The 26,142-nt window shown below is 30.1% G+C and carries 26 protein-coding genes; 8 read left to right on the top strand and 18 right to left on the bottom strand.

The genetic code is table 11. The annotated features are described in order from the left end of the window. Window positions 1–33 precede the first annotated feature (33 nt). Both CX675_RS07700 and CX675_RS07695 read left to right on the top strand, forming a co-directional pair. Complete coding sequence (locus CX675_RS07700; protein WP_130734644.1) at window positions 34–222, top strand: hypothetical protein; 189 nt, start codon at window positions 34–36, stop codon at window positions 220–222. A gap of 37 nt (window positions 223–259) precedes the next feature. After that, the gene (locus CX675_RS07695) at window positions 260–1,342 is read left to right on the top strand and encodes a hypothetical protein (RefSeq protein ID WP_130734643.1); all 1,083 of its coding nucleotides are present in this window, start codon (window positions 260–262) and stop codon (window positions 1,340–1,342) included. Window positions 1,343–1,537: 195 nt separating this feature from the next. Here CX675_RS07695 and CX675_RS07690 read toward each other — a convergent pair whose 3' ends face one another. The 4 genes from CX675_RS07690 to CX675_RS07675 form a co-directional block, all read right to left on the bottom strand. Then, the gene (locus CX675_RS07690; protein ID WP_130734642.1) at window positions 1,538–2,026 is read right to left on the bottom strand and encodes a hypothetical protein; all 489 of its coding nucleotides are present in this window, start codon (window positions 2,024–2,026) and stop codon (window positions 1,538–1,540) included. A gap of 219 nt (window positions 2,027–2,245) precedes the next feature. After that, a complete protein-coding gene (locus CX675_RS07685) occupies window positions 2,246–2,872 on the bottom strand; it encodes a response regulator transcription factor (protein ID WP_130734641.1) in 627 nt (208 codons plus the stop codon). A 15-nt stretch (window positions 2,873–2,887) separates the two neighbouring features. Next, window positions 2,888–4,693: a 7TM diverse intracellular signaling domain-containing protein gene (locus CX675_RS07680; protein ID WP_130734640.1), complete on the bottom strand. Its 1,806-nt coding sequence runs from the start codon at window positions 4,691–4,693 to the stop codon at window positions 2,888–2,890. Window positions 4,694–4,701: 8 nt separating this feature from the next. After that, window positions 4,702–5,214 carry an NUDIX domain-containing protein gene (locus tag CX675_RS07675; RefSeq protein ID WP_130734639.1) on the bottom strand — a complete coding sequence of 171 codons (513 nt, stop codon included), beginning with the start codon at window positions 5,212–5,214 and terminating at the stop codon, window positions 4,702–4,704. A gap of 122 nt (window positions 5,215–5,336) precedes the next feature. Here CX675_RS07675 and CX675_RS07670 point away from each other — a divergent pair, with 122 nt between their 5' ends. Further along, entirely contained in the window at window positions 5,337–6,569 is a 1,233-nt protein-coding gene (locus CX675_RS07670) for a glycosyltransferase (protein WP_130734638.1), read from the top strand. A 74-nt stretch (window positions 6,570–6,643) separates the two neighbouring features. On the opposite strand, the gene CX675_RS07665 is transcribed toward CX675_RS07670, so the two are convergent. Continuing rightward, complete coding sequence (locus CX675_RS07665; RefSeq protein ID WP_130734637.1) at window positions 6,644–7,225, bottom strand: tRNA-(ms[2]io[6]A)-hydroxylase; 582 nt, start codon at window positions 7,223–7,225, stop codon at window positions 6,644–6,646. Between the two features lie 179 nt (window positions 7,226–7,404). Here CX675_RS07665 and CX675_RS07660 point away from each other — a divergent pair, with 179 nt between their 5' ends. Beyond that, the gene (locus CX675_RS07660) at window positions 7,405–7,641 is read left to right on the top strand and encodes a hypothetical protein (RefSeq protein ID WP_130734636.1); all 237 of its coding nucleotides are present in this window, start codon (window positions 7,405–7,407) and stop codon (window positions 7,639–7,641) included. Window positions 7,642–7,706: 65 nt separating this feature from the next. Here CX675_RS07660 and CX675_RS07655 read toward each other — a convergent pair whose 3' ends face one another. The 9 genes from CX675_RS07655 to CX675_RS07615 are packed head-to-tail and all read right to left on the bottom strand — an operon-like array spanning window position 7,707 to window position 16,036. Further along, the gene (locus CX675_RS07655) at window positions 7,707–8,747 is read right to left on the bottom strand and encodes an o-succinylbenzoate synthase (RefSeq protein ID WP_130734708.1); all 1,041 of its coding nucleotides are present in this window, start codon (window positions 8,745–8,747) and stop codon (window positions 7,707–7,709) included. A 12-nt stretch (window positions 8,748–8,759) separates the two neighbouring features. Further along, the gene (locus CX675_RS07650) at window positions 8,760–9,437 is read right to left on the bottom strand and encodes a metal-dependent hydrolase (protein ID WP_130734635.1); all 678 of its coding nucleotides are present in this window, start codon (window positions 9,435–9,437) and stop codon (window positions 8,760–8,762) included. A 28-nt stretch (window positions 9,438–9,465) separates the two neighbouring features. Continuing rightward, a complete protein-coding gene (locus CX675_RS07645) occupies window positions 9,466–11,184 on the bottom strand; it encodes a T9SS type A sorting domain-containing protein (protein WP_130734634.1) in 1,719 nt (572 codons plus the stop codon). A 24-nt stretch (window positions 11,185–11,208) separates the two neighbouring features. Next, window positions 11,209–12,096 carry a 1,4-dihydroxy-2-naphthoate octaprenyltransferase gene (gene menA, locus CX675_RS07640; RefSeq protein WP_370277629.1) on the bottom strand — a complete coding sequence of 296 codons (888 nt, stop codon included), beginning with the start codon at window positions 12,094–12,096 and terminating at the stop codon, window positions 11,209–11,211. A gap of 8 nt (window positions 12,097–12,104) precedes the next feature. Next, entirely contained in the window at window positions 12,105–12,494 is a 390-nt protein-coding gene (locus CX675_RS07635; RefSeq protein WP_130734632.1) for a hypothetical protein, read from the bottom strand. A gap of 13 nt (window positions 12,495–12,507) precedes the next feature. Beyond that, window positions 12,508–14,010 (bottom strand): PH domain-containing protein, encoded by a 1,503-nt coding sequence (locus CX675_RS07630; protein ID WP_130734631.1) that lies wholly within the window; start codon window positions 14,008–14,010, stop codon window positions 12,508–12,510. After that, complete coding sequence (locus CX675_RS07625) at window positions 13,997–14,629, bottom strand: PH domain-containing protein (RefSeq protein ID WP_130734630.1); 633 nt, start codon at window positions 14,627–14,629, stop codon at window positions 13,997–13,999. The genes CX675_RS07630 and CX675_RS07625 overlap by 14 nt, the downstream gene beginning before the upstream one ends. Before the next feature lie 3 nt (window positions 14,630–14,632). Continuing rightward, window positions 14,633–15,172: a murein L,D-transpeptidase family protein gene (locus CX675_RS07620; RefSeq protein ID WP_240723610.1), complete on the bottom strand. Its 540-nt coding sequence runs from the start codon at window positions 15,170–15,172 to the stop codon at window positions 14,633–14,635. Between the two features lie 24 nt (window positions 15,173–15,196). Next, window positions 15,197–16,036: a 1,4-dihydroxy-2-naphthoyl-CoA synthase gene (locus tag CX675_RS07615; protein WP_130734629.1), complete on the bottom strand. Its 840-nt coding sequence runs from the start codon at window positions 16,034–16,036 to the stop codon at window positions 15,197–15,199. Window positions 16,037–16,167: 131 nt separating this feature from the next. Here CX675_RS07615 and CX675_RS07610 point away from each other — a divergent pair, with 131 nt between their 5' ends. From CX675_RS07610 to CX675_RS07595, 4 genes are read left to right on the top strand one after another with little or no spacing between them, the layout of a single operon-like run. Beyond that, window positions 16,168–17,286, top strand: coding sequence for a C1 family peptidase (locus CX675_RS07610; RefSeq protein ID WP_130734628.1), 1,119 nt, complete (start codon window positions 16,168–16,170; stop codon window positions 17,284–17,286). A gap of 1 nt (window position 17,287) precedes the next feature. After that, window positions 17,288–17,734: a PH domain-containing protein gene (locus tag CX675_RS07605; RefSeq protein ID WP_130734627.1), complete on the top strand. Its 447-nt coding sequence runs from the start codon at window positions 17,288–17,290 to the stop codon at window positions 17,732–17,734. After that, on the top strand, window positions 17,724–18,893 hold the full coding sequence (locus tag CX675_RS07600) for a serine hydrolase (protein WP_130734626.1): 1,170 nt from the start codon (window positions 17,724–17,726) through the stop codon (window positions 18,891–18,893). The genes CX675_RS07605 and CX675_RS07600 overlap by 11 nt, the downstream gene beginning before the upstream one ends. A 60-nt stretch (window positions 18,894–18,953) precedes the next feature. Then, window positions 18,954–19,337 (top strand): VOC family protein, encoded by a 384-nt coding sequence (locus tag CX675_RS07595; RefSeq protein WP_130734625.1) that lies wholly within the window; start codon window positions 18,954–18,956, stop codon window positions 19,335–19,337. A 15-nt stretch (window positions 19,338–19,352) separates the two neighbouring features. On the opposite strand, the gene ygiD is transcribed toward CX675_RS07595, so the two are convergent. The 4 genes from ygiD to CX675_RS07575 form a co-directional block, all read right to left on the bottom strand. Then, on the bottom strand, window positions 19,353–20,186 hold the full coding sequence (gene ygiD / locus CX675_RS07590) for a 4,5-DOPA dioxygenase extradiol (RefSeq protein ID WP_130734706.1): 834 nt from the start codon (window positions 20,184–20,186) through the stop codon (window positions 19,353–19,355). A 138-nt stretch (window positions 20,187–20,324) separates the two neighbouring features. Continuing rightward, the gene (locus CX675_RS07585) at window positions 20,325–21,761 is read right to left on the bottom strand and encodes a TolC family protein (protein WP_130734624.1); all 1,437 of its coding nucleotides are present in this window, start codon (window positions 21,759–21,761) and stop codon (window positions 20,325–20,327) included. 19 nt (window positions 21,762–21,780) lie between these two features. After that, window positions 21,781–24,981, bottom strand: coding sequence for an efflux RND transporter permease subunit (locus CX675_RS07580; RefSeq protein WP_130734623.1), 3,201 nt, complete (start codon window positions 24,979–24,981; stop codon window positions 21,781–21,783). A gap of 25 nt (window positions 24,982–25,006) precedes the next feature. After that, on the bottom strand, window positions 25,007–26,089 hold the full coding sequence (locus CX675_RS07575) for an efflux RND transporter periplasmic adaptor subunit (protein ID WP_130734622.1): 1,083 nt from the start codon (window positions 26,087–26,089) through the stop codon (window positions 25,007–25,009). Window positions 26,090–26,142 lie beyond the last annotated feature (53 nt).

Here is a 26,142-nt window from a genome sequence, read left to right as displayed (position 1 = left end):
TTCATTTCATACTTTTGTAAAAAATTTATAATTATGTTTTCAACAGGTCAACAATATTTTGCCATATTCTTTGTTATTGCTTTTATTATAACTATGATTTATGTCTATCGAAAAGACTTAAAAGAGATGAAACAGCAATATAAAGGTACCTATTGGATTCTATTTGGTTTTCTGTTATTCATTGGCTTATTATTTTTTATAAAATTCTATTTAAAAGATTAATTTTATATATTTGGAGAACCACAAATTTTCCATAACAATGAGAATAGCAAAATATATTTTTCTCCTTTTATTATTACTTTTTATCGCTTTTATTGTTTTTGTTGCAACCCAACCAAATTCTTTTGATTATAAAAGTGAAAAAACAATAAACACTCCTAAAAATACGGTATTTCAATACATTAATAATTATAAAAATTGGAATAATTGGTATCCAGATCTAAATTCAAAAATAAAAATTTCTCTTTCTGAAATACCTTCGGGTGAAGGGGCTTTTATGCAATGGAACGAAACTAAAATCATGACGACCAATGTTTATCTTAATGACTCTATTTTTCAAGTAAAAGAAGAAGGAGATAAAAAATATGATTTATATTGGAAATTTGATGGTAATGGAGCTGAAACTAAAGTTACATGGGGTATTAAAGGAGATTTAAGCTTCAAAGAAAAATTAGTTGCCTTTTTTAGAGGTGGTAATGAATTTTTATATACTTCAAAATTAGAACAAGGGTTAGAAGATATTAATGATTATTTGGTTAACGAAATTACGAATTATAACATTCTTATTAATGGCGTAATAAACAATCATGCTAGTTATTATATTAAACAAAAAGATTCTAGTAGTACGGCTGATTTTCCTATTAAAACAAATAAAGCACTTCAGAATGTGCAAGACTTTGTAAAACAGAATGATATTGTAATTAATGGAGATGCTTTTATTCAATTTGCAGGTTGGAGCTTACAAGAACCACTTTATTTTGCTGCTTGTGTTCCTATTGAAGAAGAAATTTTAACAACACCTTTAAGTGATATTACGGGTCATTATCAAGAAGAATATAGTGCTTTAAAAATTACGCTAAAAGGAAGTTACTATCATAGAAAAGAGGCGTGGGAAAAAGGAATGAATTTTATAACTGAAAATGAAGAATATACGTTAGATAAAAATAATTTTATTTCAGAAATACGCAAAAAAGACCGTTCAAATACGACAAATCCATCAGAGTTTATCACCGAAATTTTAATTCCAGTGACCTATAAAAATGGTACTCCGAAAGCAGTTACAACAAAGCCTGTGGCAACACCTAAACCGATGATTGTTCCAAAAAAAGATACGGTTAATTAAAGATATTGTTACTGCAAATAAATCATGCCATTTGCTATTGCACAAATATTATAGTTGCACTATACTCTTTAAAAGAATTCCTAAATTCTACATAAAATGAAAAAGTAGTTAATCTATGTCTAGATTAACTACTTTTTTTACAACAAATTAAAAATTATATTAATTCTCTTTTGATGCTTTCATTTTTTTAATTTATCATCTTAGTTTTTCAATTTTAAACATACAATGTACATCGATACCTGTTTTAACTCTAGCTGCTTCAATAGTTTGCTTTCCTCTTTCTGTTTGTCGATCAATTCTACTAATCCATCTAAAATTATCAGCTTGTAGGGCAATAAAAAATTCCCCATTAGTATTAGAAAGTTGCATAACCTTAAATTGAGTAGTAATATCAGAAGAATCCATTTTGATGGCTTCAATTGGTTCTTCATCACTTCCTCTAGTTATCCTACTAAGCCAAGCTTTATTATCTGCCTTTAGAGAAATTTTTAAATCTTTATGGACGAGAACTTCAAATTTGCAATATATATCTACGCTATCTTTAGTAGCTTCAATCGCTTGTTTAACCCCTACATACTCCACTCTACTAAGATATTTACCATTGTCTGCTTTTAAAGTGATTATATCACCTGTTTCTAAGATGATGCTTTGATTATTTTCTGGAAGTTGAATAGAATTTTTCATGTTATAAATTATTTATTTGTTCTACCTACTCATATAGCTTTTCGGATTACGCTTCGTTTTTTTTGTAGTTTCTGAACTCTACTTTTTAATTCTTTAAGGAGTTAGATGGCCAAGCTAACCTTAGATTTAAAGACTTATTAATAAGAATTTGATACTTCAAAGAAATAAACTAAACAGCATAACTGAAATAGGTAGTCCTACTCATATTAATATACCAGCTTAAAGCAGGTGTTTATTGTTTATAGCAAATTTTAAAAGATTATTACTTCCTTTTAATCGCAATTTTTGAGAAATGTTATGGCGATGATTTTGAATTGTCTTTATACTTACAAAGAGATGAGTAGCTATTTCTTTGCTGGTTTTATTTTCTGAAATACCCTTTAAAACCAACAATTCTGTCTTAGTTAATGATTTTAATTCTTCCTTTTGATCTTCATTTTCATTGATGACTTCTAATTCAGAGATATATTTGTTTCCTTTTAATACCTCTTCTATAGCTATAACTAGTTCATCCACAACATCATCTTTTAATACATAGCCATCTATTCCATTTATTAATGCAGCACGCATAATATCTTGCTCTTTATGCATGGTTAAAAGTATGGTTAAAACCTTGGGGAACCATTTTTTTACTTCTGTAATTAAAGTAATTCCATTCATTTTTGGCATATCTAAATCTGAAATAACCAAATCAAATTTTTCTTTTATCGCCTTTGCAAGTGCTTCTTCAGGAAATGTAAATGAATGTATTATGAAATCTGGAAACGCATCCTGAATTACCTCAACTAAGCCTTTTAAAAAAATAGGATGATCATCTACTAATAGTACATTTAGTTTATCCATCATGGTTGTTATTTTGTTTTATTTATCTATTGGAATTAAAATAGTGACTTTTGTTCCTTTATTTTCTGAACTATCGATATTAAATTTCCCGTTGAGAATATTCGTTCGTTCTTTTATAGATGATAAACCATTCTTTGGATGCATATAATCTTTAAAATTAATATCAAATCCAATTCCATCATCTGCAACACTTATTAAAAGTATTTTATTTTCTTTACCAATGGTAATAGCTACATTTTGAGCTTTAGCATGTTTTATACTATTGTTCGTTAATTCTTGGAGTATTCTATAAATATTAATTTCTAACTCGTTTTGCACTAAATGATCAATCGGTTGAGGACAATCTAACTTAAAATTTATTTCTACCACTTCGTTTAACTTCCTAATCATACTTTCTATGGAAGCTGTTAACCCAATCGAATCGAGCATAGTAGGCCTTAAATTTTGTGAAATCGTTCTTATTTCATCTAACGTATCTGAAGTAATATGCATTAATTCTTTTAATTTTTCGCGATGCTTATCTTCAATATTATCTTTTCTCATTCGAATCATACTGTTTCTAATTACCAATAAATTTTGACCTATACTATCATGAAAATCTTTTGACAACCTTCTTCTTTCTTCTTCAATCGTATTTATTAAAGATTGAGAATACACTTGGGCGGATTCTTGAAGCGACTTACGCATGATTACTTGTTGTTTTATTAAAATTGAAAATCGCGTCCCTAAAGCAAAGGCTTGAATTAAAATTTGTGGTAAAATCACAAAATGTACCGAATGATTTGTCAGAAAATTAATGGATAGCAAACCCAAAAAAGTACATTGAGTAATTGTTCCAAATACATTGAGACTTATAACACTAACAAGCTGTATATAAAAATAATCTTTCTCTTTTTTTCTAATGCACAGAATGGAATAGAATAATAAAAGAACTTCAACAGTAGTTAGTACTAAATTGCTTTTTAAATACCAGTTGTATCCAATAGGATGCCAAAAAGACATTAATAATATGAACAAGAAAGCACAATTTATAAGTGCAAAATAAGTAGTAACTATTTTTTTATGTTGCCTTAAATTTAAAAATTCTACGATATAGTAGTTGGTAAAAATAAAACTTCCACAAAAAGCTATAGCTATTGATTGATTGTTCCAATACAATGAATTAGGAAAAAAATAGAGTTTAATGATGCCATCAAAATAAAAAAGTACTGCTAATGAAAACACATTAAAAAACATACTATAAATATAAATACGTTTCAAAGTGTTTAGAAACAAAACTAAATTTAACAAAAGAATTAAAAAAATTACACCATAAACGATACCGAGAATAATTAATTCATCTGGATTAGATTGTTCAGCCTCTTCAATTTTAGTAATTTGAAAAGGCAACATTAAAGGATGATCTCTCCCTATTATCTTAAAGTAAATAGTACAATTTTCATTTTCCGATAAAAAGAAATAAGTTGGATATCTATTTCTTGATTGAAAAGCTTCACCTAAGTAAGTTTTCTCAAAAGTATGTAATCCTTTTTTATAAACTTCAATAGAATCATTTATAATTGTATTGACTAAAATCTTATACCTAGCATACGGAATTACTTCTTTTAAATCTAATTTAATCCAATAATTAGACTTGGTAAACCCAAAATTTAACTTACTTTTATCTACTACAGAAATAAATTTTAAATGAATTATATCCTCAATAGCAAGAATATGCTTTGAATCCTCTAAATAAGAAACCTGAATTGATAAAGGTTCTTCTTTAGAAAAACCTAAAACTACAATAAATAATAAGCATATATAAGTAAGAGTAGTCTTCAACATTTAAGTAATCATTGACAATAAAATTCACCTATAACCTTACGAATTGACTTAAAACCAATTCTTTCTAAGTTAATCTCTTTTTTATTTAGCCAAATTAATTCCTGAATTTCATCTTTCGCTGTAACTGAAACTGTTTTTGAGACCAAAGGACATTCATAAAAAATATCCATCGTACGATAAGGCACATTTTTATATAAATAATCGTTTGGTGAAGTGGTAATATATCTTAAGTCTTGCGTTGAAACAGTTATTCCCAATTCTTCTTTAATTTCTCTACAAGCCGCTTCTTCAGCCGTTTCTTTAGGATCAATAAAACCTCCTGGTAAATCTAATTTTCCTTTATCTGGATCTACATTTCGAACCGTAAATAAAACCGCTTCTTCAAAAGTAAAAATAACTGCTACTGCAGCAGCAATATTATGATAATAAACAAAATCACAATCGTTACATTGAAATCTAAAATTGTTTTCAAAAGTAAAATGAGTGGATTTACAATTAGGGCAATACGTAAAAAATGACATGGAAATAAATTATAGTTTCAAAATTACGAATTATCAATTACGAATTACGGACCGCTAAATACAAATCACTAAAAAAAATCATTTCATTCTAAATTCTAAGTTCAAAATTTTAAATTTGCGTTATGCAAAAACACCTCGTTATCATAGGAACCGTTTGGCCTGAACCAAATTCAACCGCTGCTGGAAGTAGAATGCTGCAATTGATTGCTTTGTTTCAAAAAGAAGAATATCGAATTAGTTTTTTATCTTCTGCAAAACAATCTGAGTTTAGTTTTCCATTGGAATCACAACATATTGATACGCATTTTATTCAATTAAATCATGATAGTTTTGACAATTTAATTCAATCTCTTCAACCTTCCATCGTGCTTTTTGATCGTTTTATGATGGAAGAACAATATGGCTGGAGAGTAGCAGAACATTGCCCTAAAACAGTCCGAATTTTAGATACCGAAGATTTGCATTTTTTAAGAAAAGCAAGAGAAACTGCTTACAAACAAAATAGAGCATTAGTTTTTGATGATTATCTTTCGGATGTTTTTAAAAGAGAGTTAGCCTCCATATATCGTTGTGATTTGAGTTTGATTATTTCAGAATTCGAAATGGAATTACTAACTGAAACATTTCAAGTTAATACTTCTATTTTACATTACTTGCCTTTTTTGGTTAAACCAATTTCAGAAACATGGCTAAACCAATTGCCTAGTTTTTCAAATCGAAACCATTTTATAAGCATAGGCAACTTTTTACACGAACCAAATTGGCAAACAGTACTCCAACTAAAAAAATGCTGGAAATCGATTAAAAAAGCCCTTCCTGAAGCTGAATTACATATCTACGGTTCCTATATAACCGAAAAAGCAAAACAATTACATCAGGAGAAAGATGGTTTTTTAATAAAAGGGCGTGTCGATGAGGTGGCTACTGTTTTTAATCGTAGTAAAGTGCTATTAGCTCCTATACCTTATGGTGCTGGTTTAAAAGGAAAGTTATTAGAAAGTATGCAATGGGGTTTACCAAATGTTACTTCAAAAATAGGTGCTGAAGGTATGTCTGGCTCTCTGAATTGGAATGGATACATTACCTCTACAGAAGAGGAATTTGTTCAAAAAGCCATTACATTATACCAAAATGAAGAAGTTTGGCAACAAGCGCAATCAAACGGAATTACTATTATTAACACCCGTTTCGAAAAATCATTGTTTGAAACAGAATTTATAACCAAAATAAATGAGTTAATAGTCGATTTAAACAACCATAGGAATCAAAATTTTTTAGGTCAAGTCTTACAACATCAAAGCTTACAAAGCACAAAATATATGAGCAAGTGGATTGCGTTGAAGAATGGGAATTAGGAATTTGTTGTTGGTTGTTGGTTGTTGGTGAAAGCTAAGTTAAAAACTGTAAACTGAGAACCGTTAGCTGTAAACTACCCATGAATGGCTTCACCTGTTCCATAACTTGCTATTACTTTAGCTTCATGTTCTAACCATTCTTCCCAACGTTTTTTTACATCATATCCGTCTTCCGCTAAATCATTTGCAAATTGTAAAAAAGCAGTATAATGGTTGGCTTCGGATATCATCAATTCCCTATAAAAAGTAGCCAAATCTTGGTCTTTAATATTCTCAGACAACACTTTAAAACGCTCACAGCTTCTAGCTTCAATCATCGCCGCAAAGAGCATGCGTTCTACTATAATATGTTTCCGATTACCCGGTTTCATAAATTTAAACAAATCATTCACGTAGCTATCTTTTCTTTCACGACCTAAAACCCAGCCTCTTGCTTTAATAATTTCGTGTACTTGCTCAAAATGATCTAATTCTTCTTTAGCTATTTTAGTAAGTTCGGTAGTAATTTCAGTATATTCAGGAAGCATAGTAATTAACATAATTGCGTTGGATGCTGCTTTTTGTTCACACCAAGCATGATCAGTAAGAATTTCTTCTAAATTTCCTTCTGCAATATTAGCCCATCTTGGGTCTGTTGGTAATTTTAATCGAAACATGATATTCTATTTGGATTACAAAAATACATTATTCTAATTAATCTTTTAAATGAAATAAGACTACATAATTAAAACAAAATAAACAAAATGGAAATTATATAACAATCTAAAAAAATGCCATAAGAACTTTTTATAGAAACGCACTTAACTTGCACCTATGAATTTTAAAATAAATAATTATGAAAAAAGTAACAGTAATTATAGCTTCCTTAGTTATTTTAGCAAGTGTGAGTTGTAAAGAACAAAACGAAGAGCCACAAGTAGTGGAAAAGACCGAAACAGTTGTGATAGAAAAAGAAAAGCAACCCGAAGAAAATGACGGTACTTCATTAAGTATTAGTAGTGATGGTGTTGAATATTCTAATAAAGACGGAGAGAATAAAACAGAAGTTGATATCGACACTGAAAAAAAATAAATAAAATAGTATAAACTATTACAATGCGAAATAAATAAAAAGAGTTGGCAAATTGCCGACTCTTTTTATTTTAACCAAGGTACATCCCAAGATGTATTTATATTATAACTTATTTTTCCATTGTTAACCTCTAAAGGACAATCAAAATTATTCGTATATAAGCCTCCCGTTCCTAAACCTTGAGGCAATGAATTTTGCAATGTATAGGTAAATTGAGTAATTGCATTTAAACCAATATTACTTTCTAAAGCAGAAGTAATCCACCATTGTATCTTTAATTTTTCTGCAATATGAATCCATTCTAAAGTTCCTTTAAAACCACCTATTAAACTAGGTTTTAAAATGATGTATTGTGGTACAATTTTATGCAGTAATTTGAGTTTATTTTCTGCTCCAAAGACACCAATCAATTCTTCATCTAAAGCAATAGGCAAAGGGGTGTTTTTACATAGTTCTGCCATACTGTCAGTATTATTTTTTTTGATAGGTTGTTCAATGCTATGTAATTTATATTCAGAAAGTTGATTTAACTTACTTAAAGCTTCATTTAAAGTAAAAGCACCATTAGCATCTACTCTTATTTCTATGGTTTTTTCATCAAAATGTTGTCTAATAAACCCTAACAAACCCAATTCTTTTTGAAAATCTATAGCTCCAATTTTTAATTTGATACAACGAAAACCTTGTGCTAATTTTTCTTCAATTTGAGTTCTCATAAAACCCTCTTCCCCCATCCAAACCAAACCATTAATTTCTATACTTTGAGTACCTAAAGTAAATGCTGATGGAAACAAATCGAAAGGTGTTTTGGATGCTAAAGAAAGGAATGCCATTTCTACTCCAAATTGTATAGAAGGAAACTCAAGTAAAGCATCCCAAAGTTGCTCTTTGCCTAAGTGTATATTTTTACAAACCCATTGCAGTTTTTCTTCATAATCGGGTCTGTCATCTATTGAAAGTGTTCTGAGTATACCACACTCGCCTACTCCTATTTTATTGTTTTCCTTTAAAATAAGGAACCATGTCTCTTTTTCCGTTAAAACACCTCTAGACGTTCCGCTGGGTCTCTTAAAATTAAGAATATGCTTTTTATAAGAAGCTTGCATAGAATTAATCAATTATAGTTCTATTGATGCTCCAATTTCCAATAACATCAAATCTTTGTTTTTATCAAAAAACTTGCGTTTCGCTTCATCGTGGTTAATTTCGATATAACCAAAAGTATCAAAATGATAACCTAGTATTTTATCACATTGTACAAAATCGGAAGCTGTAATAGCATCATCAACATCCATGGTAAAATTACTTCCTATAGGTAAAATCGCTAAATCTAATGTCGTTCGTAAAGGAATTAATTTCATATCCATTGTTAATGCAGTATCTCCAGCAATGTAAATATTCTTTCTTTCTCCTTCAATTACAAATCCACCAGGTTGACCTCCATAAGTTCCATCAGGAAAAGAAGACGTGTGTATTGCGTTTACATATTTTACGGCACCAAATTCAAAATCCCAACTACCACCATGATTCATTGGGTGAAATGAATACCCTTTATTACCATAATATGAGGCAATTTCAAAATTAGAAACAATAACTGCATCTGTTCTTTTGGCTATTCTTTCTACATCGAGGGTATGATCTTGGTGCGCATGAGTAAGTAAAATATAATCTGCCTTAAGCGCATCGATATTAATGTGTGAAGCTTTTGGATTTCCTGAAATAAAAGGATCGATAAGTATTGAAACTTCGTTGACTTCAATTCCTAGACAAGCGTGACCATAAAATGTTATTTTCATTATTTATTTTTTAATCTTACAGCTTTATTTATTCTTTCAAAAATTTTGCTGTAATGCTATTATCATCTTTAAAGATAGTAATAAAATAAAATCCTGAAGACAACGAACTAATATTTATGTTTTTTTGCAACTCATTTTGCATCACTAATTGTCCGTTTATAGAAAAAATCTTATATTTTCCTTGTTCAAAAGTATCTGGAAAAGCAAGATGAATCGCATTGATTGATGGGTTAGGATAAATCATAAGTTCCGAATTAGATACTTCAAATTCTTCAGTACCTAATGTATTTTGATCAAATTTCATTACAAAACAATCTGTAATACCGTAAGAAGTTGTTGAGAAAGTATCTGTTGTTGTTCCAAAATCAAAAGAGCCTTGAAAAGAGCCAATTAAATGAACCGCTCCAGATGTATTATAATCTAAAGAAGTCATCTTAATATAGTCATTACCTCCAAAAGTTTTTAACCAATTTAAATCTCCATTTAAATCATATTTAGCTAGAAACACGTCTGAATTTGCTGTAGAATGAGAAGAAAACAAAGCCGTATTATTTCCACCACTAAAATCACAAGTACCCACAAATTTACCAGAAATTAAAATAGTATGATTCTCCGTTTCTATTATTTCCATACCTCTTCCAATAGCTTTCATTCCTTTAACCCAAACAAATTCTCCATTAGCATCTAATTTTAAAAGAAAAAATTCTCCTCCAAGTGTTGTTGTTAAAGTATTAACACCTGAACCTGAGTTAAAATCTGTTGTTCCCATAAAACCACCAGAGACATAAATTGCATTGCTAGTATCGACTAACAGGCTTGAAAATTCTAAATGACTTGTACTACCAAAGTTTTTTACCCAAACAAAATTACCATTAGAATCTAGTTTTAGAAGAAAACTAGCTATATAATTTGGTGTTTGCGGAGCAATAATAAATTCAGATAAACCAGGATCAAAATCGGTCGTATTTACAAAAATACCACCTGTATAAATATTTCCTTGTGCATCAATCTTTATTGCTGTAGGTCTTTGCGTGTAAGGTCCAGAACCAATTTGTTTGGCAAATAATAAGTTCCCTTCAGTATCATATTTTGCAATAAAAATGTCATAACTTTCACCAGTCCAAATAGGGTTTTGTGGGGTTAAAACTGTTCCGTCATGGAAAGTCATAGGATTATTAAAACAACCTGTAATATAACTATTACCCATAGCATCAACAGTAAATGCTTCTATTGTTTTTGTTCCTATTCCTTGTATTTGTCTTGCCCATAAAAATCCACCATCGGTATTTAACTTGGTTAAATAAATATTCATCTGAGCTGGTGGAGTTGTATTAGCACTCATATAATGTACGCCAGGGCCAAAGTCAAAATCTACAGTTCCAAAAAAACGTCCGGTAGCATAAAGATTGTTGTTATTATCAATTCCTAAACCAGTTGCATAACAATCTAAATAATTAGTGGTGTATTGTCCACTCCATACTATTTCTCCATCACCATCATATTTTACCATAAATGCTGAACGATGGGTATTACTCATAGTATGAACTCCTCCTCCAATATCAAAATTAGCCGTACCATAAAAGGCTCCTGTAAAATATACATTCCCTTCCGAATCACTCACTATTTCTGCCGAAACATCGGAATTTTGAGATCCAATATTACCTGCCCATTGCAATACAGGTTCAACTACTTGCCCAATGGACGATACTACAAAAAATAAAAATAGAAAAGTGTACTGTTTGGTCATAATTTTTTAATTAATTTAATTCCTTTAAAAATACATAATATTTAGTAAAAAAATTAAGCTAATTAGAAAAGTGCCCATGGCAACTATTTTTAGATGAGAATCAAGGAGAATTTGATTGGTTGTTCTTTTAACAAACAATAAATGTTTTATAAATAGTATACCACAAAACAATCCTGCTATTGGATAATCTTTTCTTACTACTTCAGAAACTGTAAACAATATCATTGGTAGAATAATCAAAAAATAGTGGTAGTATTTTGCTTTTTCAAAACCCATTTTAACTACTAAGGTTATTTTTCCTGCTCGTTTATCATTTTCAATATCTCTCATGTTATTTAGATTCAAAACTGCAACGCTTAGTAAGCCAATTGCAGTTGCTGGCAAAAATAATTGCCAATCTATTATTTTGGTAAACAAAAAATTAGAACCTATAACAGAAACTAATCCAAAAAAAATAAAAACAAATAAATCACCTAAGCCGTTATAGCCATAAGCATTACTCCCTATAGTATATTTTATAGCAGCAGTAATAGCAGCTATTCCTAATAGAATAAAAATCATACTTAGCACAAAGTTTTCTTTGCCAAAGGCTACATAAATAAGTAAAAGTGCTGCTATAAATGTTAGTATCGCTACAGTAATAACGGCTTTTTTCATTTGTTTCGCTGTAATAATTCCTGCAGCAACCATCCGTTTTTCACCAATTCTATTTTCATCAGTTCCTTTTACGCCATCTCCATAATCATTAGCATAATTAGATAATATTTGTAAACCTAACGTAGTTAAAAAAGCTAAAATTAGAATACTATAATTCATATATCCTTGATAATAAGCATAAGCACTACCTACAATTATACCTGAAAGAGATAAGGGTAATGTTCTTAAGCGAGCCGCTTGAATCCAATGTTTCATTTTTATGATTAGTTTTTAAATGCTATTAATAATATTATTGCTATTATAAGAGAGAAAGGAGCACCTATTTTTAAATATACTGGTCGTAATTTATGAGCGGCATTTCTCGAAAATTCATTATGCTTTTTTATGGGTACAAACATTAAAATTAATGCAGAAATTATTAAAAAATAGCCAACTATTTTAAACTGTATTGCATATTTAGTTAGTGTTGATGACAATACAAATGCCACTCCTACAAGTAATCTTATACTCAATTCTAAATAATTGATAAAATAAGTACTTCCCGCTTTGCTGATAATTTCTTTTGTTTTATATGGCTTAAAAAATAGCAAAAAACTTGCAAAAATTAGAAACAATGCAAAAAGAATGACAATATATTTTGAAAGTTGAATCATTATATTACTTTTATTACATCCAATTTTTAGTACTTACTTCCACTTGATATAACCACTTATTCACTTGCTCCTTTATTATGGTATAATTTGTAGTGGAAAACGAAATTCTACCTCCTGCAGTAAACAATACTACGGAACCAATATCAGTCCATTTTTGCCAAAAAAATTGATGGGTTTTAATTGCTTGAACCTTATATGGCATTATAATCTCCTGATCAATATCCCAAGCACCACTTTGTTTTATAATATAGTCATCTGATATAAATAAACGATAATTCTTAAAAGAAAAAAACAGTATAATTCCCATTAAAACAGTATAAATAACAGTTAAAACAAGGATTGTATTTATTGAGAATCTTTGGTTAAAAGAATTTATAAAAACACCTAAGCTTATTGGTATTATTATAAAAAACAATATGTTTATTAATAGTTTTCTGATATTTGGATACAAAACAATTTCATGATTAGGTAATTGATCTAATAAAAGTCTGATAATTTTTTCTTTTTCGTTTTTATTACAACCAGGAATTTTTGTTTTATCCTTAGCACTAGCTCTTTTTATATCGCTAGAAGCCTGAAAAATTTCAATTATATTTATGTTAAGTTTTTTCTGAAAAAAATTTTGGGTTAGTTTTATAATTTGAACTTTTTCCGGATTAATAATTGTATTCTTAATATTGAACAACCCATAAGTAAGTACAAAAGATTCTTGGTCTTTTTTAATTGTAAAATTGTAATATTTTACAACTGTTAATACAAGGTTTATTAGTAAAACCGCAGTAATAATAAAAATCAAAAATCCAAAAAACAAACTCATTACTGGAAGTTGTTCCAATTGATTCAAATTACTTTGCAGAACGTCTTCTCTTCCAATTTGTCTTAAATTCTCAGAAAGAGTTGAAAACAACAACACTAAATAAGCAAAACTTGCCAAATAATTAGCTGTAATACCTATTTTTAAAAGACTTGGTAAACCAATTGTGATAAAAGAAGGTGAAGTTTCAATATTGTTATTTCCAGACTTATCTTGAAAATTTTCTTTCGCACTAGTATCCAAAAGATTCTTCTTTAATTCAACAGCCATGTCATGAGAAATTGCTTTAATTGAAGCTTCTTTCTTATCGCTACCAGCTGTATCCAATTCTATTTTATGAACATTAAAAATTCTTTGAATGATACTTTGATCAATTGTAACTTTTTGAATTTTATGAAAAGGTATTGTGGTTTTCGTTTTATTAAAAATTCCATTTTCAATCACAAATTCTTTTAATTTATAATCTATGTAAAATTTAAAAAACCAATATCGTAAAAAAGCAATTACACTGATTAAGACAATAATTCCAAAAATACTGATATAAACTTGGAACGGTTCATAATTTTTATTCTTGAATAAGAAGACAATGATAATAGGCCAAAAAGCTCTTACCGATTTTTGTAAGGTATTAGCAAATAAAACAAATACACCAACTAGCGATTGTCTTTGAGGAACAGAAAAATCAAATTTAGTTAAAGACATCTGTATCACCGTTTAAATCAGATGAAACATCTGATTGATTTTCAATTTCTCTCAACTCATCGGCTGTAATTTCTTTTTGTTCTTCAGTAATTTCAATTATTTTTTCAGAAACACTTTCTTTTATTTTTTTAGCATCTTCTAATAAAAGCCCGTTAATTTTTAAATCACTCGAGCTTCCACCAGCTGTAAATAATTCGATAGATGCTAATCCAAACATTCTAGAAAGTAATCCTTGGTGTAAAGCCACATGTTGCACTCTATTATTTGTAACAATAACAGTAGTTTCACTAATTACTCCCGATTTAAAAATAACATCATGTTCGCGTAAAGCAAACCCTTTTTTACTAAAACTTATCCTTAAATATAGAAAACTTAGTAAAATAAAAAAACTCCATCCTATCATTACATAGCTTAACTTTCCTTCAAAAACACCACTATTAGAATTAAAAAAATACACCATCAATAAAGCACCTAATAATATGAGGAAGAATAAACTTCTTTGCAGTACCATTACAAAAAAATATTTTTTTTGTAAGGATTGTAATTCTGTGTCTTCAAATTTTAGTAAACTTGAAATAGTAATTGTTTTATTTGTAAAACCTTCCATTTTATTTTTCAATTTTTAAGGTAAAATTTCAATTTTTGTACCTATAGGAACATAATTATATAGTTCTTCAACTTCATCATTTGTAAGAGCAATACATCCTAATGTCCAATCAGTCCATCTGTGAAACTTTCCTATAAAACCCATTTTGTTTTTCAATCCGTGAATCTTTATATCACCTCCTACTGGTTTACCTATTTTTTTTGCTTTTTCAATATCCTTTTTATTAGGATATGAAATTCCTAAATTTTTATAATACCCACTATTAGGGTTTTTATCTTGTATAAAATAAATTCCTTCTGGAGTTTTTAAGTCACCTTCAAATTGTTTATCACCAATAGGATTTTTTCCCAAAGCAATAGAATAGGTTTTTACTATTTTTTCTTTAGAATATACGACTAACTTCCTTTTTGATTTATAAACAATTATCAAATCAATTTTTGCATTATCTGGCAATGCACTCCTAGGACAAAAGTAATAAAAAGACAAAACCAAAACAGCAACTAAAAAACTCCTTTTTAGCAACAGTGAAAAACCGCTTTTCTTTTTAACTTTCAAATCTTATCCTTTAAAAATTTTCTGTTATGGTAAGTATTTTTTTTCAAAATTTGGCTTACGCTTTTCCAAGAAAGCATCTCTTCCTTCTTTTGCTTCATCTGTCATATACGCTAATCGAGTAGCTTCGCCTGCAAAAACTTGTTGTCCTACCATGCCATCATCGGTTAAATTCATGGCAAATTTTAACATTTTAATAGATGTAGGTGATTTGGCTAATATTTCTTGAGCCCATTCATACGCTGTATCTTCTAATGCTTCATGAGGAATTACTGCATTTACCATTCCCATTTCAAAAGCTTCTTGAGCCGAATAATTTCTTCCTAAGAAAAAGATTTCTCTCGCTTTCTTCTGTCCGACCATTTTAGCTAAATAAGCCGAACCATAACCACCGTCGAAACTGGTTACATCTGCATCGGTTTGCTTAAAAATAGCATGCTCTTTACTCGCTAATGTTAAATCACACACAACATGTAAAGAATGTCCTCCACCAACAGCCCAACCAGGAACCACACAAATAACCGCTTTGGGCATAAAACGAATCATACGTTGTACTTCTAAAATATTCAATCGATGGTATCCATCTTCACCTACATAACCTTGATGACCGCGCGCTTTTTGGTCGCCACCACTACAAAATGACCAGATACCATCCTTTGAACTTGGTCCTTCAGCAGAAAGTAAAACCACTCCTATAGACGTATCTTCTTGAGCATCATAAAAAGCCTGAATTAATTCTTTTGTAGTTTTTGGACGAAAAGCATTACGCACATCTGGTCTATTAAACGCAATTCGAGCTACTCCATTACATTTTTTATAGGTAATATCTTCAAATTCTAAAGCAGTTTTCCAGTTTATTGTACTCATTGTTAATGTATTATTTTAATTATTATTTCAATTTTCAAGTTAAACTTTAATTTTTTGTCAAATTTTATATAATTTCAGGTAAAAATAATTCATTTTTTGCATTATATTGCACTAACTAAACAAATACTATAATGAAAAAACTATACTTAGGACTTCTGTTTGCTTCAGGAGTCTTATCGAGCGTTGCGCAAAATTATGAATTCCAAGAGGTTATCAATTTAGAATGCTTACCTGTTATTTCGCAAGATAAAACAGGAACTTGTTGGAGTTTTTCTACTTCTTCTTTTTTAGAATCTGAAATTATCCGATTAACGGGTAAAAAAATAGATTTATCAGAAATGTATCAAGTAAGGACTACCTATCCCAAAAAAGCATTTAACTACATAATGAGACAAGGTAAAGCGCAATTTAGCGAAGGCGGTTTAAGTCATGATGTTATCAATAGTATTGTGACCGACGGACTTGTTCCTGTGATGAGTTATAGTGGTTTATCGGAAGAAGAAAAAAATCATAACCATGCTGAATTAGTAGCTGTTTTGGAAGCTATGGCAAAAACATATGTAGAAAATCCGGGTAAACAATTATCATCAAAATGGAAAACAGCTATAAATGCTGTGCTTGATGTCTATTTAGGAACTATTCCTAATGAATTTACCTACGAAGGAAAGCAATATACTCCGCAAAGTTTTCTAGAAATGACAAAAATTAACCCTCACGATTATATTACTTTAACCTCTTTTACTCACGAAAAATACTATCTCCCATTTATTTTAAGTATTCCAGACAATTTTTCTAATGGTACTATGTATAATTTACCTTTAGAAGAATTTATTAATAGTATTGATTATGCTTTAGAAAAAGGATATACTTTAGCTTTAGATTGTGATGTTTCTGAAGCGACTTTCTCTGCTAAAAATGGTGTTGCTTTTATTCCAGAAAATAGTAACGACATGAAAAAAGGATTAACGGAAATAATTACTGAAAAGAAAATTACTCCAGAATATCGTCAGCAAGAATTTGAAAATTTTAATACCACTGACGATCATTTAATGCACATAGTAGGAAAAGTAAAAGATCAAAAAGGAACAATTTATTATAAAATTAAAAACTCTTGGGGAACCAATGAATCAAAAGTAGCTCATGGTGGTTTTGTATATATGAGTGCTTCTTATGTAAAGCTAAAAGCAATATCTGTATTACTACATAAAGACGGCATTGAAAAAAAGGTTAAAAAGAATTTAGGATTATAATATGATTTACAAATCATGCATTAGTAACGCTAATAAAGTTATCTTTGCTTTTGTATTTATAATCATCATTTTAGCTACAATTCCTATTTTTAACAGTAATGATTTAACATCGTTTATAATTGTAGTTTCTATAAATCTAGCTGCGTTATTCTTTTTAGCTTGGATTTTATTTGATACAGAATACAGAATAGACAAAACACATTTATATTGCAAATCTGGTCCGTTTCAGAAAAATATTGCCATTGAAAAAATTAATAAAATTGAATATCACAAAGGCATTATTGTTCCTGTAACTTTGAAACTAGCATTAAGCCATGAAGGATTAATAGTTACCTATAACTATTATGATGAAGTTTATATTTCTCCTGAAAGTGAAAATGAATTTATAGACATTTTATTACGCATCAATAGTAATATTAAAATAATCCCCAAAAAAGATGAATTATAGATTTCTTTTTTTTATTGTAATCGTTTTCTTTTCTTCCTGCAAAGAAAAGAACAAACTTATTATTGCAAAAAAAGACGACATACATAAAGATACATTATCTCTTCTCCATTTTAAGCCATTAGATCAAACATATGCTGAGCAAAAAACAAAAGAAATTGCCCATTTTTATAGCAGTAAAATTAATTTAGATGATTTTAGTGGTTCCTTTTTAGTGGCAAAAAATGGTCAAATCTTATTTGAGAAATATATAGGTTACTCTAATTATGAACAAAAAACAAAAATTACTGCTTCTTCTGCCATTCATTTAGCTTCCATAAGCAAAGTAATGACAGCCACACTTCTTTTAAGATTAATAGATGCCAAAAAAGTATCGTTAGAGACAAAAGTTTCTCATTTCTATCCTGAATTTCCTTATGATGAAATAACTCTTCAATCATTATTAACACATCGAAGCGGTCTACCCAATTATCTCTATTTTACAGATAATGATACTATTTGGGATAAAACCAAAACCATAAAGAATGAAGACATACTAAAAATAATTAATACTAAAAAAGTAGGGTTAGATTTTGAACCCAACTCAAAGTTTAGTTACAATAATACTAATTATGCTTTATTAGCTTTAATTATTGAAAAAGTTACCAAACTTTCATTTCCTAAAGCGATGAAAACATTACTTTTTGAGCCACTTGGTATGAAAGATACTTTTGTATTTGAAATTGAAAAACAGCAAGATACAGTCGGAAAGAATTATAAAAGTACTTGGGAAGCTATTCCTTTTAATTACCAAGATGGTGTATATGGAGACAAAAATATCTATTCTACACCTAGAGATATTTTAAAATTAGACTTAGCCACTTATTCTGATGATTTTTTAAGTAAAGACATTAAATTAAAAGCTTATAAAGGTTATAGTTACGAAAAAAAAGGGGTAAACAATTATGGTTTAGGTATACGTTTAAGAGAATGGGATGATGGTACCATTATGTTTTATCATAATGGATGGTGGCATGGAAATAAAACATCCTATATTACCTTAAAAAAAGACACAGTTACCATGATAGCTTTATCTAATAAATACACTAGTAAAGTATATCAAACCAAACGATTATCTAGCTTATTTGGTAACTATCCTTTTACCATAGAAGACGAGGAATAAGAAAAAATATTGCTTTTGTAATAAGAATCAGGTAGCTTTATAGGAACAAAATAAACAATTATGAATTCTTACAAACCAGAAAATTACAATTCCTTATCTCCATACATAATTGCAGATAATGCTCACCAACTTGTCGATTTATTACAGATCATTTTTAATGCCACTATTTTAAGACGTTTTGACAATGAAAATGGTACTATTGCACATATAGAATTACAAATTGATGATAGTATCCTAATGCTTAGTAACAGTACCGAAAATTATAAAGCAAACACCACTATGCTACATGTTTATGTTCCAAATGTGTTTGAAACCTTTCAGAAAGCAATTGAGAATGGTTGTCAAATTATTGAAACACCTAGTAATAAAGAAGGTGATCCAGACGTTAGAGGTTCATTTTATGATTTTGCGGGAAATTATTGGGCAATTGGTACTCAACAATAATTTTTTAAATATAATCTAACCAATTTTCACGGAAGTCATTGTTAAAGAACCACCTACCGCTTTATCGTTAAAAAAAGTAACATCGTCATTAGCTGTTTGTAACGCTAGAATATACAATAAAGGATAATAATGATCTGGTGTAGGTATAGCTAAATTAGCAGCTTTGTGCAATTTTTCATAAGCCACTAAATCCATATGATTTCCTGTACTAATTTTTTGTTTAAAAATGGTGTTCATTTCTAAAGCCCAATCATAACCATATTCTGGTTCATTTAATTTATTCCAAGCCACCATTCTTAGATTGTGCACCATATTACCACTACCTATAATCAATATTCCTTTTTTACGCAGCAACAATAATTGTTTTGCCAATTCGTAATGATATTTTGCTGGTTTATGATAATCGATGCTTAATTGTAAAACAGGGATGTCTGCATTTGGATACATATGCTTAACAACTGACCAAGTACCATGATCTAAACCCCATTCATGATCTAATGTTATCGCTGGATTTGTGACCAAATTTTGAATTTCATTGGCTAAACTTGGATCACCAGGTGCAGGATATTGTACATCAAATAACGCTTGTGGAAAACCTCCAAAATCATGAATCGTCTTAGGATTTAACATTGCTGTTACAGCAGTTCCTTTGGTTAACCAATGAGCCGAAACGACTACCACTGCTTTGGGTTTAGGTATTTCTTTTCCCATTTGTTGCCAACGTTTAGAAAATTCATTGTCTTCTATAGCATTCATAGGTGATCCATGACCTATAAATAAAATGGGCATTTTTTGATCCTCTTCCAATAAACCATTAGACCAATTATAAAACGAATTGATATTTGACATAATAAGACCTCCTGTAATTATTTTTATAAAATTAGCTCTTTTCACAATACAACATTTGTATATACAAATGTATGAAAATAAAAAATCCTGAACCATAATAGTTCAGGATTTAAAAAAAAATTAACATTTATTCTAAAACTAATTCCATCCTCCGCCTAATGCATGATAAATACTTACCATAGCGTTCATCTGTTGCATTTTAGCTTCTATTAAATCAAATTTAGATTCTAAGGCATCACGTTGTGTTAACAACACTTCCATATAATCTGCTCTTGCAGAACTGAACAAATCATTTGAAATAGTAACCGACTGATTTAAGGCGTCTACTTGTTTCGATTTCAATTCATAAATGCTCTTCATATTTTCAATTTTAGCTAATTGATTAGCTACTTCTACATAGGCATTTAAAATTGTTTTTTCATAATTATAAACCGCTTGAATTTGCTTTGCATTGGCCGTATTATAAGTAGCTCTAATGGCATTTCTATTAATTAAAGGAGCTACTAAATCTCCAGCAATAGAATACAGCATAGATTCTGGTGTGGTAAAAAGATACTTAGAATCAAAGGCTCTTAAACCTATTCCTGCTGAAATTCCTAAAGAAGGATAAAATCTCGCTTTCGCTACTTTAATATCGAGTTTAGCAGCTGCTAATTCAAGTTCTGCTTGTTTTACATCTGGTCTATTTTCTAACAATTGCGAAGGAATACCTGCATGTATTGTATTTGGCACAATATCAATAAAGGAATCGTTACTTCTTTCCACTTTTTGTGGAAAACGACCAACCAAAAAATTAATTCTATTTTCCGTTTCTATAATCTTTTGAGAAATTTCAAATTCCATTCCTTTCGTATCAAAAACTTGCGCTTCAAAACGTTTCACGGCTAATTCAGTAGCGCGAGCAGACTCTTTTTGTAATTTCACAATTTTAAGTGCATTTTCTTGAATTTGGATATTATTTTTTACTATAAGTAATTGGTTATCCAAAGCCAGCAATTCATAATATGAATTTGCAATTTCAGAAATTAAATTAGTTACCATAAAATTTTTACCTTCTACAGTAGCTAAGTAACTACTAATAGCCGATTTTTTTGCATTATGCAACTTATTCCAAATGTCAATTTCCCAAGTAGCATAAGCTCCTACCATATAGTCTTGCAAAGGTTCAGGAGTTTCTACACCAGGTTTAATCTCAGTATTTGCATCATTGGCACCCTGACTTGTATATCGACCTACTTTTTCAACACCTGCTCCACCTTTTAATCCGATAAAAGGAAGATATTCTCCTTTGCGTGCTCTAATTTCATTTTTGGAAATTTCGATTTCTTGCAAAGTAATATTCAGTTCCTGATTGTTTTCTAATGCGGTTTCAATCAAGCTATTTAAATGCGCATCTACAAAATAATCTTTCCATTTTACAGTAGCTGAATTTATAGTATCATGAGAACTAGTATAACCTTCAGGGAGATTAGTATTAGCCTCTTTCATTGCTAAATTAGTAGTATTACAACCTGCTAAACTTAGAACAATTAGAACTACAATTGTTGTGTATATATAAAACTTATTACGAAGCATATTTCTATTTTTTTTATTTTTATTCTTCTTCCTCTTCTTCTTCCTCTGGAAAACGATCTAACTGATGCACAAAATCTTCACTTAATGAGCTATCTTCTTCATCATCAATTAATTTTCTTCCACTTGCTAATGAGCCAAAAATAAAGTATAATCCTGGTACAATAATAACTCCGAAAATAGTCCCAAAAAGCATTCCTCCTAAGGCTGCAGAACCTAATGTTCTATTTCCAATTGCTCCAGCTCCAGAAGCTAACATTAATGGAATTAATCCTGCAATAAAAGCAAATGAGGTCATCAAGATTGGTCTAAAACGTACTTTCGCCCCTTCAATAGCTGCTTCTAATATAGTTAGTCCTTCATGATGTTTTTGTACTGCGAACTCAACGATTAACACGGCATTTTTACCCAGTAATCCAACAAGCATGATTAAACCAATTTGAGCATAAATATCGTTTTGAAGTCCCATTAGCTCTAATAAAAAGAAAGTACCAAAAACTCCCACAGGTAATGAGAATACAACCGATAATGGAATGATAAAACTTTCATATTGAGCAGATAATACAAAGTATACAAATACCAAAACAATCATAAAGATATATATTGATTCATTTCCTCTACTGGCTTCATCATAAGAAAGTCCTTCCCAAGCAATATCATAACCTTTTGGTAATGTTTCTTTAGCCACTTCTCTAACGGCATCAATGGCTTCTGCTGTTGTATATCCTTTAGCAGGTAACCCTTGAATTGCGGCTGAGTTATACATATTAAAACGTGTAATCTCATTTGGTCCTTGTGTCTTTTTCAATTTCATAAAAGCAGAATAAGGCACCATTTCACCATGATCATTTTTAATATATAAATTCAAGATATCCGATGGTAATCTTCTAAATTTAGGATCGGATTGAACATATACCTTAAAGAAACGTTCAAATCGGATAAACCCTTGTTCGTAAGTACTACCAATCAAAATATCTAAATTTTCCATTGCTTTACCAATTGAAACTCCTTTTTGCATGGCTAATTGGTTATCAATTTCTAATTCATATTGAGGATAGTTCGCCGCAAAGAATGAAAAAAGACCTGCTAACTCTTTACGCTTCTCTAAATTCTCCATGAATTTTTTATTAATTTCATCAAAATCTTTATAATCAACTGTTGTACTCTTATCTAGTAAACGCATTGAAAAACCTCCTGATGAACCAAATCCTGGAATTGCTGGTGGTTCAAAGAATTCAATTTTTGCTCCTAAGTTTTTTGATTTTTCTTCCAACTCTTCCATAATCTCAGTCACCTTATGCTCTCTTTCCGACCATGGTTTCAAGTTGATCAAACAAGTTCCTGCATTAGAACCACGACCTTCAGTCATAATTTCATAACCAGCTAATGAGGATACTGACTCTACTCCTTCTACATCTTCACATATTTTTTGAAGTCTTTGAGATACTTGGTTAGTAGTTTCTAACGTAGAACCAGGAGGTGTTTGAATAATGGCATAAATAGTTCCTTGATCTTCACTTGGAATAAATCCAGATGGAAGAATTTTATTAACAAAGAAAGTACCTGCACAAAATGCAATTAAAACAAAGAATGTTAACCATCTTCTACTAACAATCGATTTTAATAATCCAACATACTTACCAGTAAGTTTATCAAAAACACTATTAAATTTGTCTAATGATTTTGTTAGAATATTCTTTTTCTTTTCTTTACCATGATTATTTTTAAGCAACATCGCACACAAAACAGGTGTTAATGTTAATGCAATAATTGCAGAAATAACAATAGAACTGGCCATTGTGATTGAAAACTGACGATAGAACGTTCCAACTGGACCAGACATAAATGAAATAGGTACAAATACAGATACCATGACAGCTGTAATTGCAATAATAGCACCACTAATTTCACCTAATACTTTTTTAACTGCTAAATAAGGTGTTATATGGGGAAATTCTTCAAACTTAGCATGTACTGCCTCGACGACGACAATAGCATCATCCACCACAATACCAATGGCTAATACCAATGCAAAGAGTGTCACTAAATTTATGGTAATACCAAAAAACTGAATTACAAAAAAAGCACCAATCAAGGAAACTGGTACAGCTAAAATAGGAATTAAAGTAGAACGCCAATCGCCTAAGAAAATAAATACTACTAGTGCTACCAATATAAAAGCATCACGTAACGTATCAATTACTTGTTCGATAGAAGCATCTAAGAATTTAGATACGTCATAACTAATTTTATAATCAAGACCAGGAGGAAAAGTTTCTTTCATTTCCTCTAATTTTTCTTTTACTTGTTCTATTACATCATTCGCATTACTACCATAATTTTGTTTTAATACGATAGAAGCCGATGGATGACCATCTAAATTAGAATAAATATCGAAGAATTCACTTCCTAATTCTGCACGACCAATATCTTTAAGACGAATACTTTCTCCATCAGCATTCGCTCTAATAATAACGTTTTCATACTGTTCTGGTTCACTAAACCTTCCTTTATATGTTAACACATATTCTAATGATTGTGCCTGAATACCAGAACTTTGACCAATACGACCTGGACGACCTACGATACTTTGCTCAGCTAACGCATCCATTACTTCATCGGTAGAAACATTATACGCTCTCATACGATCTGGATTTAACCAAATACGCATAGCATAAGTTCTACTTCCTAAAATTTGTGATCTAGCAACTCCTTTAATTCTATTGATTTCAGGAAGCATTTTTACATTGGCATAATTGTACAGGAATTTTTCATCCATGTTTTTACCCGTTGCATATAAGTTAACATACATCAACATACTAGGCTGAATAGGTGTAATTACTACTCCTTCTCTTTGAACTAGTTCTGGCAATAATGGCATTACTTGATCGACCCTTGTTTTTACCCTAATTACGGCTTGGTTGGGATCGGTTCCTGGTTCGAAAATAATTCTTAAGGTAGCTTCACCAGCACTCGTTGCATCGGTAGCCATGTATCGCATTCCTTGAACTCCATTGATGGAGTTTTCCAGTGTAATTAATGTAGATTTTACTAATACATCTGCACTTGCTCCTGGATAAGCAATAAAAATATTTACAGTTGTAGGAGCAATATCGGGAAATTGCGAAGTAGGCAATTTTAAAATGGACAGTGACCCCATAAAAACAATAATAATCGAAATTACAATTGCAAAAACGGGTCTATGTATAAATTTACTAAACATGTTTTTCTCTTTTTAATTGATTCAATTATTCTGCATAAAGTTCTAAATGAGATAAAACAGTTTCAGGTTTTTCCAATTTGTATTCTATTTTTTCATTTTCTTTTACAAGACGTAATCCTTCTAAAAGGATTTTATCATCTTCCGTTAAGCCTTCTTTTACAATAAATAGATGTGGGATTTCTGCAGCTAATTTTATTTCTCTAGATTTAACCTCATTATTCTTATCAATCACATACACGTATTTTTTATCCAATACTTCAAAAGTTGCTTTTTGTGGAATCAACATAGCATCTTTGTAGGGTAAGGTAACATGAATATTTCCTGTTTCACCATGTCTTAAAAGACTTTTTGGATTTGGAAAAGTAGCTCTGAAAGAAATATTACCCGTTTCATTGTTAAAATCTGCTTCAATAGTTTCAACAACACCAGGATAATCAAAATATTTGTTATTAGCCATTAATAAATTAACCGTTGGCTTTACATCTCCTTTTTGTTCTGATTTAAAATCTAAATATTCCGCTTCAGGCACATTATAATAAACCCACATTTTACTGTTGTCAGATAGATTAGTTAATAAATCTCCTTCTTCTACTAAACTCCCTAAACGCACATGAAATTTATCTACGATACCATCAAATGGAGCTCTAATTTGTGTAAATTGTAAATGTACTTGAGCTAAAGCTAATTCAGCATTTGCTTTATCTAATTTGGCTTTAGCCATGGCTAATTCGTTTGGAGCTACAACATTACTATCTGCCAAACGTTTTGTGTTTTTGTATTCAATTTCAGCAAAACTTGCCTCAGCTCTTGCTTTTTCCATTTCTGCTTCATACAATTTTGGCATAATCTGAAACAATAACTGACCTTGTTTTACAAATTGACCTTCGTCAATAAAAATTTTCTGTAGGTATCCACGTTCTTGGGCTCTTAATTCAATGTGTCTACTAGATTGAATTTGAGACACATAATCTTTAGTAATTAATGTATCCTTTTTTATTGGGTTTGTAACCAAAAAATGGGTGTTTTCCTCTTTTTTTTCAACTTCTTTTTTGCAACTCGTGTTTAAAAACAAAGTGCAGATACTCATAAAAATGAGAACTTTTTTCATAATAATATATATTTAAATAAAATGAGTGTGATTAATGGAGCAGTATGAATAAT

Source organism: Flavobacterium sp. J27, assembly GCF_004303025.1.
GTDB lineage: Bacteria > Bacteroidota > Bacteroidia > Flavobacteriales > Flavobacteriaceae > Flavobacterium.
This window is presented reverse-complemented; position numbering and strand designations above follow the sequence as displayed.

Excerpts from the sequence above, each read along its gene's own strand:
- CX675_RS07700 (WP_130734644.1), top strand. The coding sequence starts at position 34 with ATGTTTTCAACAGGTCAACAATATTTTGCCATATTCTTTGTTATTGCT.
- CX675_RS07695 (WP_130734643.1), top strand. The coding sequence starts at position 260 with ATGAGAATAGCAAAATATATTTTTCTCCTTTTATTATTACTTTTTATC.
- CX675_RS07690 (WP_130734642.1), bottom strand. The coding sequence starts at position 2,026 with ATGAAAAATTCTATTCAACTTCCAGAAAATAATCAAAGCATCATCTTA.
- CX675_RS07685 (WP_130734641.1), bottom strand. The coding sequence starts at position 2,872 with ATGATGGATAAACTAAATGTACTATTAGTAGATGATCATCCTATTTTT.
- CX675_RS07680 (WP_130734640.1), bottom strand. The coding sequence starts at position 4,693 with ATGTTGAAGACTACTCTTACTTATATATGCTTATTATTTATTGTAGTT.
- CX675_RS07675 (WP_130734639.1), bottom strand. The coding sequence starts at position 5,214 with ATGTCATTTTTTACGTATTGCCCTAATTGTAAATCCACTCATTTTACT.
- CX675_RS07670 (WP_130734638.1), top strand. The coding sequence starts at position 5,337 with ATGCAAAAACACCTCGTTATCATAGGAACCGTTTGGCCTGAACCAAAT.
- CX675_RS07665 (WP_130734637.1), bottom strand. The coding sequence starts at position 7,225 with ATGTTTCGATTAAAATTACCAACAGACCCAAGATGGGCTAATATTGCA.
- CX675_RS07660 (WP_130734636.1), top strand. The coding sequence starts at position 7,405 with ATGAAAAAAGTAACAGTAATTATAGCTTCCTTAGTTATTTTAGCAAGT.
- CX675_RS07655 (WP_130734708.1), bottom strand. The coding sequence starts at position 8,747 with ATGCAAGCTTCTTATAAAAAGCATATTCTTAATTTTAAGAGACCCAGC.
- CX675_RS07650 (WP_130734635.1), bottom strand. The coding sequence starts at position 9,437 with ATGAAAATAACATTTTATGGTCACGCTTGTCTAGGAATTGAAGTCAAC.
- CX675_RS07645 (WP_130734634.1), bottom strand. The coding sequence starts at position 11,184 with ATGACCAAACAGTACACTTTTCTATTTTTATTTTTTGTAGTATCGTCC.
- menA (WP_370277629.1), bottom strand. The coding sequence starts at position 12,096 with ATGAAACATTGGATTCAAGCGGCTCGCTTAAGAACATTACCCTTATCT.
- CX675_RS07635 (WP_130734632.1), bottom strand. The coding sequence starts at position 12,494 with ATGATTCAACTTTCAAAATATATTGTCATTCTTTTTGCATTGTTTCTA.
- CX675_RS07630 (WP_130734631.1), bottom strand. The coding sequence starts at position 14,010 with ATGTCTTTAACTAAATTTGATTTTTCTGTTCCTCAAAGACAATCGCTA.
- CX675_RS07615 (WP_130734629.1), bottom strand. The coding sequence starts at position 16,036 with ATGAGTACAATAAACTGGAAAACTGCTTTAGAATTTGAAGATATTACC.
- CX675_RS07610 (WP_130734628.1), top strand. The coding sequence starts at position 16,168 with ATGAAAAAACTATACTTAGGACTTCTGTTTGCTTCAGGAGTCTTATCG.
- CX675_RS07605 (WP_130734627.1), top strand. The coding sequence starts at position 17,288 with ATGATTTACAAATCATGCATTAGTAACGCTAATAAAGTTATCTTTGCT.
- CX675_RS07600 (WP_130734626.1), top strand. The coding sequence starts at position 17,724 with ATGAATTATAGATTTCTTTTTTTTATTGTAATCGTTTTCTTTTCTTCC.
- CX675_RS07595 (WP_130734625.1), top strand. The coding sequence starts at position 18,954 with ATGAATTCTTACAAACCAGAAAATTACAATTCCTTATCTCCATACATA.
- ygiD (WP_130734706.1), bottom strand. The coding sequence starts at position 20,186 with ATGTCAAATATCAATTCGTTTTATAATTGGTCTAATGGTTTATTGGAA.
- CX675_RS07585 (WP_130734624.1), bottom strand. The coding sequence starts at position 21,761 with ATGCTTCGTAATAAGTTTTATATATACACAACAATTGTAGTTCTAATT.
- CX675_RS07580 (WP_130734623.1), bottom strand. The coding sequence starts at position 24,981 with ATGTTTAGTAAATTTATACATAGACCCGTTTTTGCAATTGTAATTTCG.
- CX675_RS07575 (WP_130734622.1), bottom strand. The coding sequence starts at position 26,089 with ATGAAAAAAGTTCTCATTTTTATGAGTATCTGCACTTTGTTTTTAAAC.